This is a genomic window from Azospirillum argentinense, assembly GCF_000632475.1.
Classification (GTDB): domain Bacteria; phylum Pseudomonadota; class Alphaproteobacteria; order Azospirillales; family Azospirillaceae; genus Azospirillum; species Azospirillum baldaniorum.
Window position 1 is genome coordinate 2,807,327 of the sequence record NZ_CP007793.1, and the last position, 16,838, is coordinate 2,824,164.

The window sequence follows — 16,838 nt, forward strand, 5'->3', positions numbered from 1 at the left end:
AAAGGATTGGCGCCGGGCTCGGGGCTGTTAGCACTCTCCCCCGGCGAGTGCCAGACAGCTAATCGAGCTGCGGTTTTGATTCAAGAGGGTCGTTGCGGCAATCGGTGCGATTCCTGGCAGCAGTCGCCCCTCCTTGCTGCTAATGCATTGAAATAGCAGAAAAATTTTTGTTGCCTGCCGCAGCCGCGAACGGCACACTTTCACAAAAGAATCATCAGGACGCAGCGGAAGGACGCCACCGGTTCCACCATCACGGAGGCAGAGCATGGCCAGTCTGGGGCTTCAGCTTCGCGATTACCGCCTGACCACGGCGGAGATTCTGTACCACATGCCGGACCACCCGCACCTGTTGCAGAGCTATCTCTGGCAGGAGTTGGACCTCGCGCCCGGCTACCCGGTGCTGCGCCGGTTCCTGGATTTCTGGCAGGCCAACCTGGACGGCAAGCTGCATTCGGTGAAGCTGGCGACCCACCGCCTGCTCACACCGGGAGAGGCCCGCGCGGTGGCCGCGGAATTCCGCTGGAACTGACGCCCCCATACCCCAGAAACGCGGGAAAATGTGAAAAAATAAACCATTATTAAGAGCATAACTCTTTCGATACCCTTCCCTCAGCACGAACTGTCCGTGCCGATGCACGTCCACGACAAGCTGGGGGAACGACGATCATGACGACGCCGGTCTGCGAAGAAGCGGTCAACCTCGTGAAGCATTTCGAGGGTCTCTACCTCAAGGCCTATCTGTGCCCGGCGGGGGTGCCGACCATCGGTTACGGGCACACCGCCGGGGTCGAGCTGGGGCAGAGCATCACCTCCGCCCAGGCCGACAACTTCCTGCAGTCGGACCTGACCGCCGCCACCGCCCAGGTGGACAAGCTGGTCACCGTCACGCTGAACCCGGACCAGCGGGGCGCGCTGGCCTCCTTCGTGTTCAACCTGGGGGCCGGCAGCCTGCAGTGCTCGACCCTGCTGCGCCTGCTGAACCAGGGCGACTACGAGGGCGCCGCCGGCCAGTTCGGCCGCTGGGTCTACGCCACGGTCAACGGCGTCAAGACGCAGCTCCCGGGTCTGGTAAAGCGCCGCGCCGCCGAGGCCGACCTGTTCGAAAGCGCCACCACGCCGCTGCCCCAGGCGTCGGTCAGCACCGCCACGGGCGCGTGAACGCTCTTAATAACCCTCTCCCCTCTGGGGAGAGGGTGGCCCGGAGGGCCGGTGAGGGGGTTGTACGTGGCCGTTCGTCCGGCAAAAGCGCATAGAGGGTGGCCCGGAGGGCCGGTGAGGGGGTTGTACGTGGCCGTTCGTCCGGCAAAAGCGCATCCCCCTCACCCTAACCCTCTCCCCAGAGGGGAGAGGGAAAAATATCCCCCTCACCCTTTCCTTTGGCCGGTCAGCCGCAGGCCGCGGTCGATCCACTGGGCGGTCAGCTTTTCCTGGACGGCGTTCTGGCGCAGCCGCTGGTTCAGGTTGGCGAAATCCACGCGGTCCAGGCTCTGGTCCTGGTTGAAGCAGGAGAAGACGACCGTCTCCTCGCCGGTCACCGGGTCGGTGTGCCGTTGCAGGCACTGGGCGCAGATCTCCTTCATCATGCATTGCATGGGGGAGTTGATGGAGCCTATGGCCGCGTGGCCGGGCTTCAGGTACGGCTTCAGCAGACCGTGCCGGGCCGCCCCCACCGCCGCCATCATGCGGTCGGAGCCGATGGCGATGATGCGGTCCACCGTCTCCAGCGGAATATCCGCCGGCCCCAGCCCGCCCGCCGCGTAGGCGCGCATGGCCTCCACGATGTTCCCGACGAAACTCAGATCACCGGGGCGCGTCAGCGTGAAGCCCGGCGCCTCGTCGCAGCACCAGACGACGCGGTCGGCGGCGGCCTCGATCTGGTCGGTCTTGTAACGATCCTCCATCCGCTTGTAGCCGGCGAAGTAGAGGACGCGGTTGCCGCGCGCCCGGCAGGCCTGCCCGATGGAGAAGAGCACGGCGTTGCCCAGCCCGCCGCCGACCAGCGCCACCGTCTCGCCCTCCGGGATCTCGGTGGGGGCGCCGGTCGGTCCCATCACCACCACCGGGTCGCCGGGCTTCAAAAGGGCGCAGAGGTCGGAGGAGCCGCCCATCTCCAGAACGATCAGGGAGAGCAGCCCCGCCTCCTTGTCCACCCAGGCGCCGGTCAGGGCCAGCCCTTCCATGGCCAGCGTGGTCCGGCCGATCCGTTGCGCCAGCGTTTCAAAATTCTGCAGCCGGTAGAACTGTCCGGGTTCGAAACGGCATGCCGCGGCCGGGGCCTTCACCACCACCTCCACGATGGTCGGGGTCAGGCGGGTGACGCTGTGCACCAGGGGCCGCAACTCGGCGTTCAGGCGCCGCACCAGAGCCTCCGGCGTCACGGAGGTCGGCGCCCGGCGGGCCAGCACGCGGCTGACCACCGGATAGCCGCGCTTCGCCCCGCCCATCGCCTTCACCACATTGCCGGCGAAGGACGGGTGCAGGTCGCCGAAGAAGCTGAGGAACCGCCCGTCCGGCGCCCGCGCCATCAGCACATGCGCCTGGGCCGGCTTGCTCGTCCGTTCCGGCGTTACCGGATTGCCGTCCTCGTCGATGGCGCGGAAGCAGCGTCCATCCAGCTCGACCCACTCCGGCTCCTCGCGGGACAGGACGGTGTTCGGCTGGGTGCCGGCGGCGACCAGGATGGTGCAGGCGGGAAGCCGCGCGTCCACCGCGGCGGGCGCCACCACCCCGTCCGGCCCGACCGGGCTGATGGCGAGGTGGATCGCCCGTGCGGCGCCCGATTCGTCGATCTCCACCCCGCGCGGGGCGGCGCATTCCAGGAAGCGGATGCCCTCGGCCAGCCCGTGCGCCACCTCCTCGTGGTTCAGGGTGTAGCTGGGGCTGTCGATCAGGCGGCGGCGGTAGGCGATGGTCGAGCCGCCCCAGGATTGCAGCAGCGCCGCGACGCGCGGCTCGCGCCCCTGCTCCCCAGCTTCGAGACGCTCCGCCCGGATGGCGCGGGCGTGGCCTAGGAACTCGTCGGCAAGATCCGCCTCGTCGGGCGTCCAGCGGGCGCGCACCGCCGCCTCCCCCCGCTCGGCGACCAGGACCTCGTAGCGGGAGAGGAACTTCTCGACCTGGACAGGGTAGTAGGCCAGCGCCTCCGTCGCCGTGTCGATGGCGGTCAGCCCGCCGCCGATCACCACGATGGGCAGCCGGACCTGGAGGTTGGCGATGCTGTCCGGCTTGGCCGCCCCGGTCAGTTGCAGGCCCATCAGGAAGTCCGAGGCCTGCCGCACGCCGTGGGCCAGCCCGTTCGCCATCGGCACGATGGTCGGCTTGCCCGCCCCCATGCACAGGGCGATGTGGTCGAAGCCCAACTCCAGCGCCCCGTCGATGGTCAGCGTGCCGCCGAAGCGCACCCCGCCGATGATCGTCATGCGCGCCCGGCGTTCCAGCAGCAGCCGGATCACCTTCAGGAAATTCTTGTTCCAGCGCACGGTGATGCCGTATTCGGCCACCCCGCCGAAGCCGGCCATCACCCGCTCGTCCAGCCGGTCGTAGAGATCGCGCACGTCGCGGATCGGCCGGAAGGGCACCCGCGTGCCGCTGGGCAGCACACCGGAGAGGTCGGCGGGCAGCGGCTCGATCTTCAGCCCGTCGATGCCGACCACCGTGTGGCCGTCGTTCATCAGATGGTGCGCCAGCGTGAAGCCCGCCGGCCCCAGCCCAGCCACCAGCACCTTGAAGCCGCTGTCCGGCCGCATCAGCGGGCGACGCAGGTCCAGCGGGTTCCAGCGGGTCAGCAGGCTGTAGATCTCGAAGCCCCAGGGCAGCTCCAGCACGTCCTTCAGCGTGCGGGTCTCCGCCTGCGGGATGTCCACCGGTTCCTGTTTCTGATAGATGCAGGCCTTCATGCAGTCGTTGCAGATGCGGTGGCCGGTGGCCGCGCACATGGGGTTGTCGACCACCACCACGGCCAGCGCCCCGATGGGCACGCCCTCGGCCTTCAGCGCGTGCATCTCGGAAATCTTCTCTTCCAAGGGACAGCCGGCCAGCGCGACGCCGAAGGCGCTTTTCTGGAACTCGCCGGTCTTGCGGTCGCGCAGCCCCTTGGAACAGCTGTCCTTGCCCTGGTTGTGGCACCAGATGCAGTAGTTGGCCTCGTCCAGCGCCCCGGCCAGATCGGTGCCGGGGTCGGTCAGGTGGAAGCCCTGGCGCTCGCGGCACGCGCCGTCGGGCAGGCGCATCATGGTGACGCCGTGCCGCTCGACCGTCTCCACGGGGACGAGACGCTGCGGGTCGGTGCGGTGCGGCACCTGGAACAGCACGCCGCCGCCGTGCCGGGCGCGCCCGGCCTCGCTGAAGACGGCCCAGGCGGCGTACTGGGCGGCGCTGTCGAGCTGGTCGGCGTGGGCGGCCTCGTCCTCCATCCAGGCCAGCACCTGCCGGGCGAAGGCGGCCTCGGTCAGCGGGCCGCCCAGCCAGTCCTCCAGCCGCGCGGCCAGCTCCGCCCCGTCGAGGGCGGCGACCGCCTCCGGCTTCACCGCCTTGGCGGCGCGGCGCTGAACGAACAGGCGCTTGGCGGTGTAGAGCGGCGCCAGCTCCGTGTGGCGGGCGCGCAGCTCATCGAGCGCGGCGCGGATACCGAACAGATCGCCGATGAAATCCTCGGCGTGGGGGGCGAGCGCAATCAGCAGGTCGCTTTCCGCCTTGGCCTCCAGCCGGTCGGGCTGGGCGCGGGCGGAGAGCAGCCGGTTGGCAAGCGCCACGTCCGTGTCGGACAGCCGGGCGAGGAAGGCGCGGTCGAGCCGGGCCAGCCCGTCCTGCCCGTAAAGCTCGTGGAACGACAGGCCGAAGCCGAGGGTGAGGTCCGCCATCGCCGCCCCGCATCCGAAGCCGTTGGTAAGACTGATATTTGTAACACTCGCGGCGCGCCGCCTTCACCCGAAACCGGTGTCCCTGGCCGCGGGGTAACCCGTGTCCGTTTGACGCAGCCGGCGCCGCACCCCACATGAGCCGGAAGCCCCTATCCCGCCGGAACCTTTCCGCACCATCCGGAGCCGCCCGTCCGTGACCGACATCACCGCCCCCGCCCTCGCCGGGAAAGACGTCCGCGACCCCGCCTCCACCCGTCCCATCGCCTATTGGCTTCTCGTCTGCTGCGCGATGGTCTTCGCCATGGCGGTGATCGGCGCCATCACGCGCCTGACCGAATCCGGCCTGTCGATGGTGGAGTGGAAGCCGCTGATCGGCATCCTGCCGCCCCTGACGGAAGCGGAATGGAACCGCGTCTTCGGCCTCTACCAGACCACGCCGGAGTTCCGCATCTACAACGCGACGATGGATCTGGCGGCCTTCAAGCAGATCTTCTGGTGGGAGTGGTTCCACCGCTTCTGGGGTCAGCTGATCGGCTTCGTCTTCCTGATCCCCTTCCTGCGCTTCTGGGTCAACGGGCGCATCCCCGCCGACCTGTGGCCGAAGCTGGCCGGGCTGTTCCTGCTCGGCGGGCTCCAGGGGGTGATCGGCTGGTACATGGTCAAGAGCGGACTGGTCGACCGGCCCGACGTCAGCCACTACCGGCTGGCGCTGCATCTCGGCACGGCGATCGTGATCTACGGGCTGCTGCTGCGCACCGCGCTGGGGATTCTCGACCCGCTGCCGCTGGCCGGCTGGGCGACCGAGTCCGGCCGTCTGCGCAAGCATGCGCGCTGGGCGCTGGGGCTGACCGGCGTCACCATCGTCTGGGGCGCCTTCGTCGCCGGGACAGACGCCGGGCTGGCCTACAACACCTTCCCGCTGATGGCCGGACACGTCATCCCGCCGGAGGTCGCCAACCTGACGCCCTGGTGGATCAACTTTTTCGAGAACACCGCCGCCATCCAGCTGACGCACCGGGCGCTGGCTCTGCTGACCGGGCTGGTGGTTCTGGGGCTGGCCCTGCGGGTGTGGGTGGCCCGCCTGCCGGGCCGCGCCGGGCGGGTGGCCCTGCTGACCGCGGCGATGGTGCTGGTGCAGATCGGGCTGGGCATCGCCACGCTGCTGAGCTTCGTGTGGATACCGCTGGGCGCCGCCCATCAGGCGGGGGCGATCCTGCTGGTGTCCGGGCTGGTCTGGCTGCTCCACGAGCTGCGCCCGGTGGGCGTTCCAAAGCGCTGACGCTGTCTGATGGTCCGAGGATCAAGTACCGATCCTTGCCGGCACCCTCACCCTTCCCACGCCTGCGGCGCGGGCCCCCTCCCTCTCCCGGGACGGGAGAGGGGTTTTCCACTCACCTCAATCGTGCTTGCGGATGAACTCCCGCACCGCCGGCATGATGCTCTCGCGCCAGCGGCGGCCGTTGAAGATGCCGTAATGGCCGACGCCCTTCTGGAAATGGCGGGCGCGCATGTCGTCGGGCAGCGAGGCGCAGAGGCGGTGCGCCGACTCGGTCTGGCCGGGGGCGGAGATGTCGTCCAGCTCGCCCTCCACCGTCATCACGGCGGTCCGGCGGATCGCCGCCGGCTCCACCTTGCGCCCGCGCGACTCCATGGTGCCGTTGGCGAGCGAATGCTTCTGGAACACCGTCTCGATGGTCTGCAGGTAGAATTCTGCCGACAGGTCCATCACCGACAGATACTCGTCGTAGAAGCGGCGGTGCTGCTCCGCGGAGTCGCCATCGCCGCGGACGAGGTGGCGGAACAGGCCGACATGCTCCCCGATGTGGCGGTCCAGGTTCATCGACATGAAGCCGGAGAGCTGGATGAAGCCCGGATAGACCTGCCGGAAGCCGCCCGGATAATAGGCCGGGACGGTGGTGATGACGTTGCGCTCGAACCAGGACAGCGGGTGGGTCGCCGCCAGCTTCACCGGCACGGTCGGGTTGGCCATCGGGTCGATGGGACCGCCCATCAGCGTCATGGAGCGCGGCTGCACCGCCTCGTCCCCCGCCGCCATCAGCGACACCGCGGCCAGGACCGGGACCGCCGGCTGGCACACCGCGATGACGTGGGTCTGCGGCCCGAGGACGCGGATCAGCTCCGTCACCGTGTCGATGTAGTCGTCCAGGTCGAACCGGCCGCGCGCCAGCGGCACCAGCCGGGCGTCGATCCAGTCGGTCACGAAGACGTCGTGGTCGGCCAGCAGCGCCGCCACCGTGCCGCGCAGCAGCGTCGCGTGGTGGCCCGACATCGGGGCGACCAGCAGGACGCGCGGCTGCGCCGGGGTGCCCTCCGGCTTGGCGAAGTGCAGCAGGTTGCAGAAGGGCTTGCGGTGGGCGATGCGCTCGGTGACCGCCACCGTCTCGCCGTTCACGACCGTGGTCTTCAGGCCGAATTCCGGCTTGGGGAAGCGGCGGGTGGTGCGCTCCAGCAGTTCCGCGCCGGCGGCCATGGCGCGGCCGACGCGGGTGTAGGACACCGGGCTGAACGGGTTCTGGAAGGTGTGCTGGGTCGCTTCGGCCAGGAGGCGCATCGGGCGCAGGGCGGCGTGCTGCAGATCGTAGAGATGGTAGAGCAACAGGTCCTCGCTTCGGCGGTTGTTCCCACGCCCGATCGGCTGGGTGCTGTTATTGGTCGGCCGTCATTAGTCGTATGACCAACCAACAGATTGGCCAGCCCTTATCCGAAAGGTCAATAGCCGACACCCGTTCTCGGGCAAAAAACTTACAGAGGAAACAGTCAGCCACACGAAACAGACCACGCAACGCTGCACTGCAAAGGAGGCAAGGCAGGAGGATCAAGCCCAAAGAAAAAGGCGCGCCCGCGGAACCGCGCACGCGCCTTGCAGCAATCAGGGGCCCGGCATACCCGAGCGGGAATATCGGTTATGGCACGGCCACGGTGGCGCGCACCGGCAGATGGTCGGACGCGCGGCGCGTCAGCACCGTGCGCACCACCTCGTAAGACGGGATGGTCAGCCCGTTGTTCACGTAGATGCGGTCGAGCCGCAGCGTGGGCATCCGCGCGTGGAAGCTGCGCGGGCTGGCCCAGTCGGGAAAAGCCTCGGCCAGCTTGCGCAGCCGTGGGGAGTTGGGCGCCCATTCGTTGAGGTCGCCCATGAACAGGGTCGGCAGGGCCGGCTGTTCCTCCAGCCGGTCGACGATGGCGCCGACCTGCCGCGCCCGCTCCCACGGATCGAGGCCGAGATGGGCGACGATGATGCGCACCGGGCGCCCCTCCACCTCGACAATCACGTCGATGCCGCCGCGCGGTTCCCGCCGCCCGACGCTGAGGTCGATGGGCTCGCATTTCAGGACCGGCAGCCGGGTCAGGATGGCGTTGCCGTAATGGGCGTGGGCGTTGTGCTTGGTCGGGCCGGCGTGGGCCTTCAGGCCGGTGGCGCGCTCCAGGAAGGCGAACTGGTCCAGCCCGGATTCGCCGCGGTGGTGCCAGCCGACCTCCTGGAGCCCGACCAGATCGACGTCCAGCTCCTTGATGACCTCGGCGATGCGGTCCGGCGCGAAGCGCGCGTCCAGCCCGACGCAGCTGTGGATGTTCCAGGTCGCCACGCGCAGCGGCGCCATGCCCTCCGGCACCGGGCCGCTGCGGCTGTCGACGCGGCGCTTCGGGCGGCGGACGCGGGCGGCGCGCAGCGCGGAGGCGATCCGCTGCACACGCTCTCGGCTGAATCGGATCACCGCTGTTGGTCTCCCTTGACTGCTTCTCCAATGGCCGGCCCGGCGGTTGGCCGTCTCGCCGCCAGGGCCCGCACCAGCCGATTGCCGGCCCAGCCGAGCCCCAACGCGGTCACCGCCGCCAGCCCCAGAAGAACCATGTCGGTGGGCGTCGGTTCCGTCAACACACGCTCAAGCTGGTGCCCGAGCAGGTTGAAGACAAGGATTCCCGGCGCCATTCCCAGGATCGTCCCGAACAGATAGTCGGCAAAGCGGATGCGGGAAGCCCCCGCGACGAGGTTCACCACGGTGAAGGGCGCCACCGGCACCACCCGCAGCGCCGCCATGGCCAGCACGCCGCGCTCGCCGAGCGCGTCGCTGGCCCGCCGCACCACGGCACCACCGTAGCGCTCGATGGGGCGCCGGCCGGTGAACCGTCCCACCCAGAACAGCGCCGCGGCGGAGGCCAGCACCCCGGCCAGCGCGGTCGGGAAGCCCATCCACGGCCCCAGCGCGATGGCCGTCGCCGCGATCAGCAGCAGCACCGGAAACAGCACGAAGCCCCCGGCGACATAGAGCAGGATCAGCCACAGCGGCCCGAAAGCCGACTCGCGCAGGCGCTCGAACGCCCCCAGGACGGCGTCCAGGGTCGCCCAGTCGCGCAGCGGCGTGTGGTTCCACAGCCCCCACACCCCGCCGACCACCGCCAGGATGATGCCCAGGGCCAGCCAATGGTGACGGCGCGGGATGCGCGACGGCAGGACGCGCCACACGATGTCCGCAGCCCCCACCGGGCGTTCCGGATCGAAGAGCATGGAATCGGCGACGGCGGTGGCCAGCAGGCCGGGGTCGGCGTCCTCCAGCAACTCCAGCGTCCGCCCGCCGGGCCGGCTCAGCGCCTCCACCGTGCGGATGAGCGAGCCGGAGCGGCGCAGCTCCGCCGCCACGCTTTCCGGCGCCACCCCCAAATGCTCGGCGATCAGGTCGTCGCGCACGCCGGCGATGGCCAGCCGGGCCTCGCGCCCTTCCACCTTCCCCTGGGGCGCCTCCAGCGCCAGATCGCATTCGGTGTCCAGCCCCATCGACCGGTTGTTCAGATTGGCCGAGCCGATGCGCAGAAGCCGGTCGTCCACCACCATCACCTTGGCGTGGATGGTGATTCCGACGCTGCCGGTTTTGGCGCTCTCGGTCTTGGCGATGTAGAAGCGGAAGCGCCCGTTCCGGTCGGCCTCGCGCAGTTCCTTCACCAGCCGGGCGCGGGCGCCGAGCATCACGGTGTTCTCCAGCCAGCTCGACGTGCGGGCGGAGTTGACGACGACCACCTCCGGCCCGTCCGGCTCGGCCAGCCGCGCCTTCAGCGCCTCGGCCACGGCGACCGAGGCGAAATACTGGCTCTCCATGTAGATGAAGCGCTCGGCCGCGGCGATGGCGGCGGTGTAGAGCGCCTCGACCTCCCGCACCTCGGCGCGCCCGTTGTAGCCGGGTTCGGTGCGGGCGATGCCGACGGGCATGCCCTTGAGCAGCGGGACGAGCTGTTGCGGCCAGGGGTCGGGACTGTCCGGCCCGGCCCGGCGCGCCTTCAGCCGCAGCCGCCGGGGGCGCTTGCCGTCGGAAGGGCCGCCACCGCCGCCAAGCACGTCCATGGCGGGCGGCGACAGCACGCAGCCGGTGGCACGGCGCCAGCGCTCGCGGAACAGGTCACCCAGCGCGCGGGCGGCGTCGCCGTCCACCGCCATCATCACGTCGTGAAAGGGCTCGTAGGGGGTGCCGTCCGGCTGGCGGCGCAGCGGCTCGTCGGCGCGGTGGGCGCGAGTGTCCCAGCGGTTGGCGGTGATGTCCAGCCCGCCGCAGAAGGCCAGCCGGTCGTCGATCACCAGCATCTTCTGATGGTGGCAGGCCCCGGCGGGATGGTCGCCGTCCAGCCGGTACTGGAGCCGCGGATGGCTGAGCCAGCCGCGCAGGAACAGCGGCTGCGACCAGCGGGCCAGATCGAACAGCTCCGCGAAGTCCCACTTCAGCACATGGATGGTCAGGTCCGGGCGGGTCGCGGCCAGCCAGTTCAGCAGGTTGCCGAGCTTGTCGGGGCGGCGCGGATGGCGCGCCTGCGGGGTCAGCCGGATGCGGGCGTCGAAGTCCCAGGCGGTCAGGTAGATGCTGCGCCGCGCCTGCCGCATCGCCGCCTTGGCGAGCGCGAAGTAGTCCTCGGCATCGACGATGACCCCGACCCGCTCCGCCCGCTCCACCCGCCAGCAGGTGCGGCCCGGCACCAGCAGCGGGTCCGCGGCCACGCTGGAAAGCGCCGCGGCGGGCGCCCCGGTGAGCGCTGGTTCAGGCGGCATTGGGAAGGACGGCTGGTCGGGCATGGGACGCGGCTGGACCGGGGTTCCTGCGGGGATCGGCATCGGGGGTTCACATATGGTGCGTCCGGGACGGGCTGCGACCGGCCAGGAAGGCGAATGCCCGAACAACACCGCAGCCGCCCAACCCTCCCCACCCCCCGCCGAGAGGCGAAATTCCATTGCCCGACCGGCCGGGACCTGGGTACCGTCAGGAGGACTCCATTCGTGTCCGCCATTGTCGGATGATCCGCCTGTTGTGATCCGCTTGTCCGCCGTCCCCTCAAATCCGATTGCCGCGGCCGCCCGCTCCCGGCGGGGCCGATGCTGAGCCTCGTCCTGCGTCGGGTGCTGGCCGTGGTGCCGGCCCTGCTGGGCCTCGCGCTCGCCGCCGCCGTGGTGGCCGCGCTGGCGGGACCCGGCTGGACGCAGGCGCTGGGCGCCGTGCTGGCCGCCCTGCCGACGACGCTGGCGCTGGTCGTGCCGGCGCTGGCGCTGGGGACCGGCCTCGGCGCCCTGCTCGCCGGGCTTCCTGCTGGCCGCGGTCTTCGCCGCCACGCTTGACGAGGGCACCCGTCCTGCTGGGCCTCGCCGCCCTTGCCCTGCCCGCCGCCGCCCAGGCCGCGACGCTTGCCGGGCGGGCGCGGGCCGGGGCGGAGGACACCGTTTTGCTGGCGGCGCGCGGGCGCGGGATCGACGGCTCCGCCCTGCTGTGGCGGCTCACCCTGCCGCTGGGGCTGTCGGCGGCGATGGGCGGCCTGCGCAGCGCCGTGGCGGGAACGGTGACCGCGGCCGTGGCGGTGGAAAACCTGTTCGGGACCGGCTTTTCCGGCGCCGGGCGGCTGTTCGTCGAGGCGGCACGCGCCGGGGACACCGGCATGGCCGTCGCCGCGCTCGCCGGACTGTGCGGCCTCGCCGTGCTGCTGGGCGCCCTGGGCGGCGCGCTGCACGGCCGGATCGACCCGCGGGCCCGGATGGCCTGATGCACGGACCCGCCGGCACCGACTCCCGCACTGATCCACACTGGCGCGATGGCCCCTGGCAGAAGGCCGGGCAGCGGCTGACCGCGCATCGGCCTGCCGCGACGGGGCTGACCGTTCTCGCGGCGCTGATGCTGGCGGTGGCGGCCGGCCTCGTCGCCGGGGGCGGCCCGGTAGGGACGGCGCTGGCCGCCGGGCACCAGAGCCTGACCTTCGCGCTGCTCGCCGGGCTGGGCGGGGCCGCCCTCGGCCTGCTCTGGGCCGCCACAGCGGTTGCTCTGGGCGAGCGGGCGGAGCGGGCGATGATGGCGCCCGCCGCTCTGACCGGCCTTCCCCTGGCGCTGGCCCTGCCGCTGGCCGGCGGGTTGCTGGGTCCGGAGCGCGGGCTGGTGCCGATGGCCGTGGTGACCGCCCTGATCGCCGCCCCAGCGGTGGCCGTCATCGCGCGGGACGAGCTGCGCGCCCTGCTGCGGCGGGAGTTCCTGAGCGCCGCCCAGGCCGCCGGTATCCCCAACGGACGCCGGCTCCGCCGTCACATCCTGCCCAACGCCGTCCTGCCGCTCGCCGCCGCGGCGTGGACCGCCCTTCCCCGCGCCCTGATGGCGGAAAGCCTCGCCAGCCTGCTCGGCCTCGGCCTGCCGGAAGGGGTGACCGGCTGGGGAACCGCCATCGGCGCGGCGGCGCGGGCGGGCGACGCCGTGGCGCTGGCCGGGCCGGCGCTGCTGCTGGCGCTGACCCTGTGGGCGCTGCACGGGGTGGGCGACGGGATGCGGCTGGCCTTCTCCACGGCCGCGGGAGGGCACCAGTGAGCGGAGCGGACAACGGCGCGCCGCTGCGGGTGGAGGGTCTGTCCCTGCTGACCAGCCGCGACATCCTGCTCGACCGGCTGAGCTTCGCCGTCGAGCCCGGCGAGGTGCTGGCCCTGTCGGGCGGCGCCGGGGCGGGCAAGACGCTGCTGCTGCGCGTGCTGGCCGGCCTCGCGCCCAAGGGCATCACGGTGCTGGGCGACATCCACATCCGGGGGCGGCGCCTCCTGGTCACCCAGGACGGCGCCCTCGACCCGCTGCGCCCGCTGGGCGCCCAGTTCGCCGACCTGCTGGCCCGCCAGTCCGGGATGGACGAGCGCACCGCGCTGTGCTGCGCTGCGGAGGCGCTGGAGCGCTTCCAGGTGCCCGCCGCCGCGCGCCGGCTGGCGCTCCACCCGCATGAGTTGGGCGAGGCGATGCGCTGGCGGGCCGCGCTGGCGCTGGCCATGGCGGCTCAGCCGGCGTTGCTGCTCGCCGACGCCCCCGCCGCCGCGCTCGACCCCACCCAGCGCGTGCGCCTGCTGAACGACCTCGCCGCCTGGACGCGGGAGACCGGAACGGCGCTGCTGCTGGCCGGGCGCCCGCAACCCGATCCGGTCCATCCCGGTCTGGCCGACCGCCGGCTGATCCTGGCCCAAGGGCGTCTGGAAGAACCCGAGGAGGAGCCCACCCCCGCTCCGCCCCCGGCGGAGCCGGCGCCCTCCGGCCCGCCCATCCTGTCGGTGCGCGACCTGCGCGTCGCCTTTCCGTTGGGGCGGGGCTGGCGCGGCGAGGAACGCTGGTTGACCGTCGTAGACGGCCTGTCCATCGCGCTGGCCGAGGGCGAGACGCTGGCCCTGCTCGGCGAGACGGGCAGCGGCAAGTCGGTGCTGGCCCGCGCCATCCTGCGGCTGGTTCCGCCGGTCGGCGGTCAGGTCTCCTGGCTGGGGACCGACCTCGCCGCCGCCCCGCCGGAGGCGATGCGCCGGGCGCGGCGGGACCTGCAAATCCTCTTCCCCGATCCGCTGGCCGCCTTCGACCCGCTGATGACCATCGGCGCGCAGCTCGCCGAGACGCTGGAGTCGCTGCGGCCCACCCGATCGTCAGCCGACCGCGCCGCCCGGCTGGCCGAGGCGCTGGAGGAGGTCGGGCTGCCCGCAGCGGTCCTCGACCTCCATCCCGACGCGCTCCGTCCGGCGGAGGCGGCGCGCGCCGGGCTGGCCCGCGCCCTGCTGCCGGAGCCGCGCCTGCTGGTCTGCGACGAGCCGGCGGCGGCGCTCGACGGGGCGGAGCGGGCGGACTTCCTCGCCCTGCTGCAGGCGATCCGCCGCCGCCGCCGGCTGGCCCTGCTCTACGCCACCCAGGACGCGGCGGAGGGTTTGCGGATCGCGCGGCGGGCGCTGGTGCTCCTGCTCGGCCGGATCGTCGAGTCGGCGGACAGCGCGGTGCTGGCGGCCGGGGCGCGCCACCCCTACAGCCGCGCGCTGATCGCTGCGGCCGGCTTGGTCCGCCCGGCGCTGCACGGCGATCCGCCGTCCCCCCTGCGCCCGCCAACCGGCTGCGCGCTGCGGCTGCGCTGCCCGCTCGCCCATGACGGCTGCGCCCAGGTTCCCCCGACGCTCGACCCCGTGGCGCCCGGCCACCGAGTCGCCTGCCATGTCGCGCAGGACGAGGCGCAAGACGGCACCCAGGTTGGCGGAAAAGCGCCCTAAGCTCCGTTCCGGAGCCCACCGGTGCCTTGGGCTCGGCCGCAATTCCGTCCCAAAAAGGTCTGAAACTGCGCGGGTTGGCAAGGAGGCGGGCACGGGATAACGTCCCCGGCCTTCACGCCCGCATTGCTGAAATCACGGAAAAGGACAGGGATGCTTCGCGCACGCACCCGGTGGACGGTCCCCTGCATGGGCGCACTCGCCGTCCTTCTGCTGCTTCTCGCCGGCCTCGCCGCGCCGTCCCCGCCGCCCGCGGCCCCCTGCGGAACCCCGCCGCCTCGCCCGATCCGACGCCCGAGCAGATGCAGTCGATGATCACGACGCTGGAGGACCCGGCGGCCCGCGCCCGGCTGGTCGAGCAGTTGAAGGCGCTGGTCGCCGCGCAGAAGGGGCTGGAGCAGGCCAAGGCCGAGGAGGCCCCGGCGGCCAGCACCCTGCCCGAGACCATCGGCGCCAGCGCCCTGTCCTTCCTGGCCGAGCGCATGGACGTGCTGAGCCGCCAGCTCGTCCAGGTCGGCAACGTGTTCAAGGAGCTGCCCGGCGCCATCGACTGGGCGAACCGGCAGATGGTCGACCCGTCGGCCCGCGACCGCTGGGTGCAGATCGCCATCCAGCTGACGATGATCCTGACCGCCGGTCTGGCGATCGAGCGTTTTGTCGGCTGGCTGCTCGCCCGCCCGCGCAACGCGCTCGCCGCCCGCCGGGGCACCACGGTGCTGGTGCGCCTGCCGCTGCTGCTTGGCCGCGCGCTGCTGGAGCTGGCGCCCATCGCCGCCTTCATCGTCGTCGCCTACGCCATCCTGTCGGTCAGCGAGCCGGGGCCGCGCGTCCGGCTGGTCGCCCTGGCCGTCATCAACGCCACCGTCATCCTGCAGATCCTGCTGGTCGCCGCCCGCATCCTGATCTCGCCCTTCGCGCCCTCCCTGCGCATGGTGCGGGTGGGCGACGCCAACGCCCAGCGCCTCTACCGCTGGCTCCGCCGGCTGGCGGCGGTCGGCGTCTACGGCTATTTCCTGGCCGAGGGCGCCTATGTGCTGGGCCTGCCGCTCGGTGCCTACGGCGCGCTGCTGAAGCTGCTGGGGCTGGCGATCGCCGGCATGCTGATCGCGCTGATCCTGCAGAACCGCCGCATCGTCGCCGACTGGATGCACGGCAACCCGCTGTCCGGCGACGGCGACCCGGCGGCCACCGCGGAGCGCGAATCGGAGGGCCAGGGCGCCGTCCTGCGTTCCGCCCGCCGCCGCTTCGCCGACGTCTGGCACGTCCTGGCGATCATCTACGTCGTGGTGACCTTCGGCGTCTGGGTGCTGAACGTCTATGGCGGGTTCGAGTATCTGGCCCGCGCCACCGGCATCACCATCCTGGTCGCGGTGGTCGCCCGGCTGCTGGTCAACGGCATCAACCGCGGCCTGCGCCGCGGCCTGCGCATGGTTCCGGACAGCCAGGGCGCCCTGCCGCCGCTGAAGGACCGCGCTTCGCTCTACCTGCCCTTCCTGCACCGGGCGGTGAAGACGGTGATCTGGGTTGGTGCTGCGATGATGATCCTTTACGGCTGGGGCTTCGACACGCTGGCCTGGACGGACACCCGGCTCGGCCAGCGCATCCTGCGCAGCACGGTGACCATCGGCCTCCTGTTCGTCGGCTCCGTCATCGCCTGGGAGGTGGTCAGCGCAATGATCGAGCGCTTCCTCGCCTCCACCGACCGCAACGGCACGCGGATCGAGCGCAGCGCGCGGGTGCGCACCCTGCTGCCGCTGCTGCGCAACGCCTTCCTGATCGTCCTGGTCACCATGGTGTCGCTGATCACCCTGTCGGAGCTGGGCGTCAACATCGCGCCGCTGCTGGCCGGTGCCGGTGTGGTCGGTCTGGCCGTCGGCTTCGGGTCGCAGACGCTGGTCAAGGACATCATCACCGGCCTGTTCATCCTGTTCGAGGACAGCATCTCCATCGGCGACGTGGTGGATGTGGGCGGCGGCCATTCCGGCTCGGTGGAGGCCATCTCCATCCGCTCCATCCGGTTGCGCGACGGGTCGGGCGCCATCCACACGGTGCCCTTCAACTCGGTCAGCACCGTCAAGAACATGTCGAAGGACTTCTCCTACGCCCTGTTCGAGGTGCGGGTCGCCTACCGCGAGGACCCCGACCGCGTGATCGAGCTGCTGAAGGACATCGGCGCCAGTCTGCAGTCCGACACCCAGTTCGCGCCCGACATCATGGGGCCGCTGGAGGTGATGGGGCTGGACAAGTTCCAGCCCGACTCGACCCAGCTCATCACCGCGCGCTTCAAGACCCGCCCGACCAAGCAGTGGGGCGTCTCGCGCGAGTTCAACCGCCGCATGAAGAAGCGCTTCGACGAGCTGGGGGTGGAGGTGCCGACCGGCTCCATGCAGCTCATCGTCGGCGGGAACCACCCCGACCGCGCGCTGGCCGAGGCGCTCAGCCAAGGCTCTTAAAAG

General features: G+C 71.3%; 12 protein-coding genes. 8 read left to right on the forward strand and 4 right to left on the reverse strand.

The features are described 5' to 3' along the window. Positions 1-265: 265 nt before the first annotated feature. On the forward strand, positions 266-529 hold the full coding sequence (locus ABAZ39_RS13075) for an usg protein (protein WP_038529958.1): 264 nt from the start codon (positions 266-268) through the stop codon (positions 527-529). A 137-nt stretch (positions 530-666) separates the two neighbouring features. Then, positions 667-1,158: a lysozyme gene (locus ABAZ39_RS13080; protein WP_038529961.1), complete on the forward strand. Its 492-nt coding sequence runs from the start codon at positions 667-669 to the stop codon at positions 1,156-1,158. Positions 1,159-1,364: 206 nt separating this feature from the next. Here the strand turns inward: ABAZ39_RS13080 and ABAZ39_RS13085 are convergent, their stop codons facing one another. Further along, complete coding sequence (locus ABAZ39_RS13085) at positions 1,365-4,859, reverse strand: pyridine nucleotide-disulfide oxidoreductase (RefSeq protein WP_038529964.1); 3,495 nt, start codon at positions 4,857-4,859, stop codon at positions 1,365-1,367. Between the two features lie 193 nt (positions 4,860-5,052). Here ABAZ39_RS13085 and ABAZ39_RS13090 point away from each other — a divergent pair, with 193 nt between their 5' ends. Further along, on the forward strand, positions 5,053-6,138 hold the full coding sequence (locus ABAZ39_RS13090; RefSeq protein ID WP_038529967.1) for a COX15/CtaA family protein: 1,086 nt from the start codon (positions 5,053-5,055) through the stop codon (positions 6,136-6,138). Positions 6,139-6,255: 117 nt separating this feature from the next. On the opposite strand, the gene ABAZ39_RS13095 is transcribed toward ABAZ39_RS13090, so the two are convergent. The 3 genes from ABAZ39_RS13095 to ABAZ39_RS13105 all read right to left on the reverse strand — a co-directional run bounded on the left by ABAZ39_RS13095 (position 6,256) and on the right by ABAZ39_RS13105 (position 10,974). Beyond that, positions 6,256-7,476, reverse strand: coding sequence for a polyhydroxyalkanoate depolymerase (locus ABAZ39_RS13095; RefSeq protein ID WP_038529969.1), 1,221 nt, complete (start codon positions 7,474-7,476; stop codon positions 6,256-6,258). Between the two features lie 307 nt (positions 7,477-7,783). Beyond that, positions 7,784-8,596, reverse strand: a complete 813-nt coding sequence (locus tag ABAZ39_RS13100) for an endonuclease/exonuclease/phosphatase family protein (protein WP_051658011.1) — start codon at positions 8,594-8,596, stop codon at positions 7,784-7,786. After that, the gene (locus ABAZ39_RS13105; RefSeq protein WP_051658012.1) at positions 8,593-10,974 is read right to left on the reverse strand and encodes a VTT domain-containing protein; all 2,382 of its coding nucleotides are present in this window, start codon (positions 10,972-10,974) and stop codon (positions 8,593-8,595) included. Before ABAZ39_RS13105 ends, ABAZ39_RS13100 begins: the two co-directional genes overlap by 4 nt. A 258-nt stretch (positions 10,975-11,232) precedes the next feature. Between ABAZ39_RS13105 and ABAZ39_RS36140 the strand changes: the two genes are divergently transcribed. The 5 genes from ABAZ39_RS36140 (at position 11,233) to ABAZ39_RS13130 (ending at position 16,835) form a co-directional block, all read left to right on the forward strand. Continuing rightward, a complete protein-coding gene (locus tag ABAZ39_RS36140) occupies positions 11,233-11,472 on the forward strand; it encodes a hypothetical protein (RefSeq protein WP_038529972.1) in 240 nt (79 codons plus the stop codon). Continuing rightward, positions 11,469-11,891 carry an ABC transporter permease subunit gene (locus ABAZ39_RS36145; RefSeq protein WP_160174825.1) on the forward strand — a complete coding sequence of 141 codons (423 nt, stop codon included), beginning with the start codon at positions 11,469-11,471 and terminating at the stop codon, positions 11,889-11,891. Before ABAZ39_RS36140 ends, ABAZ39_RS36145 begins: the two co-directional genes overlap by 4 nt. Further along, complete coding sequence (locus tag ABAZ39_RS13120) at positions 11,891-12,697, forward strand: ABC transporter permease subunit (RefSeq protein WP_063922637.1); 807 nt, start codon at positions 11,891-11,893, stop codon at positions 12,695-12,697. The genes ABAZ39_RS36145 and ABAZ39_RS13120 overlap by 1 nt, the downstream gene beginning before the upstream one ends. Next, complete coding sequence (locus ABAZ39_RS13125) at positions 12,694-14,385, forward strand: oligopeptide/dipeptide ABC transporter ATP-binding protein (RefSeq protein ID WP_038529976.1); 1,692 nt, start codon at positions 12,694-12,696, stop codon at positions 14,383-14,385. Before ABAZ39_RS13120 ends, ABAZ39_RS13125 begins: the two co-directional genes overlap by 4 nt. Positions 14,386-14,684: 299 nt before the next feature. Next, the gene (locus ABAZ39_RS13130; RefSeq protein ID WP_247881589.1) at positions 14,685-16,835 is read left to right on the forward strand and encodes a mechanosensitive ion channel domain-containing protein; all 2,151 of its coding nucleotides are present in this window, start codon (positions 14,685-14,687) and stop codon (positions 16,833-16,835) included. The last annotated feature ends 3 nt before the right edge of the window (positions 16,836-16,838 follow it).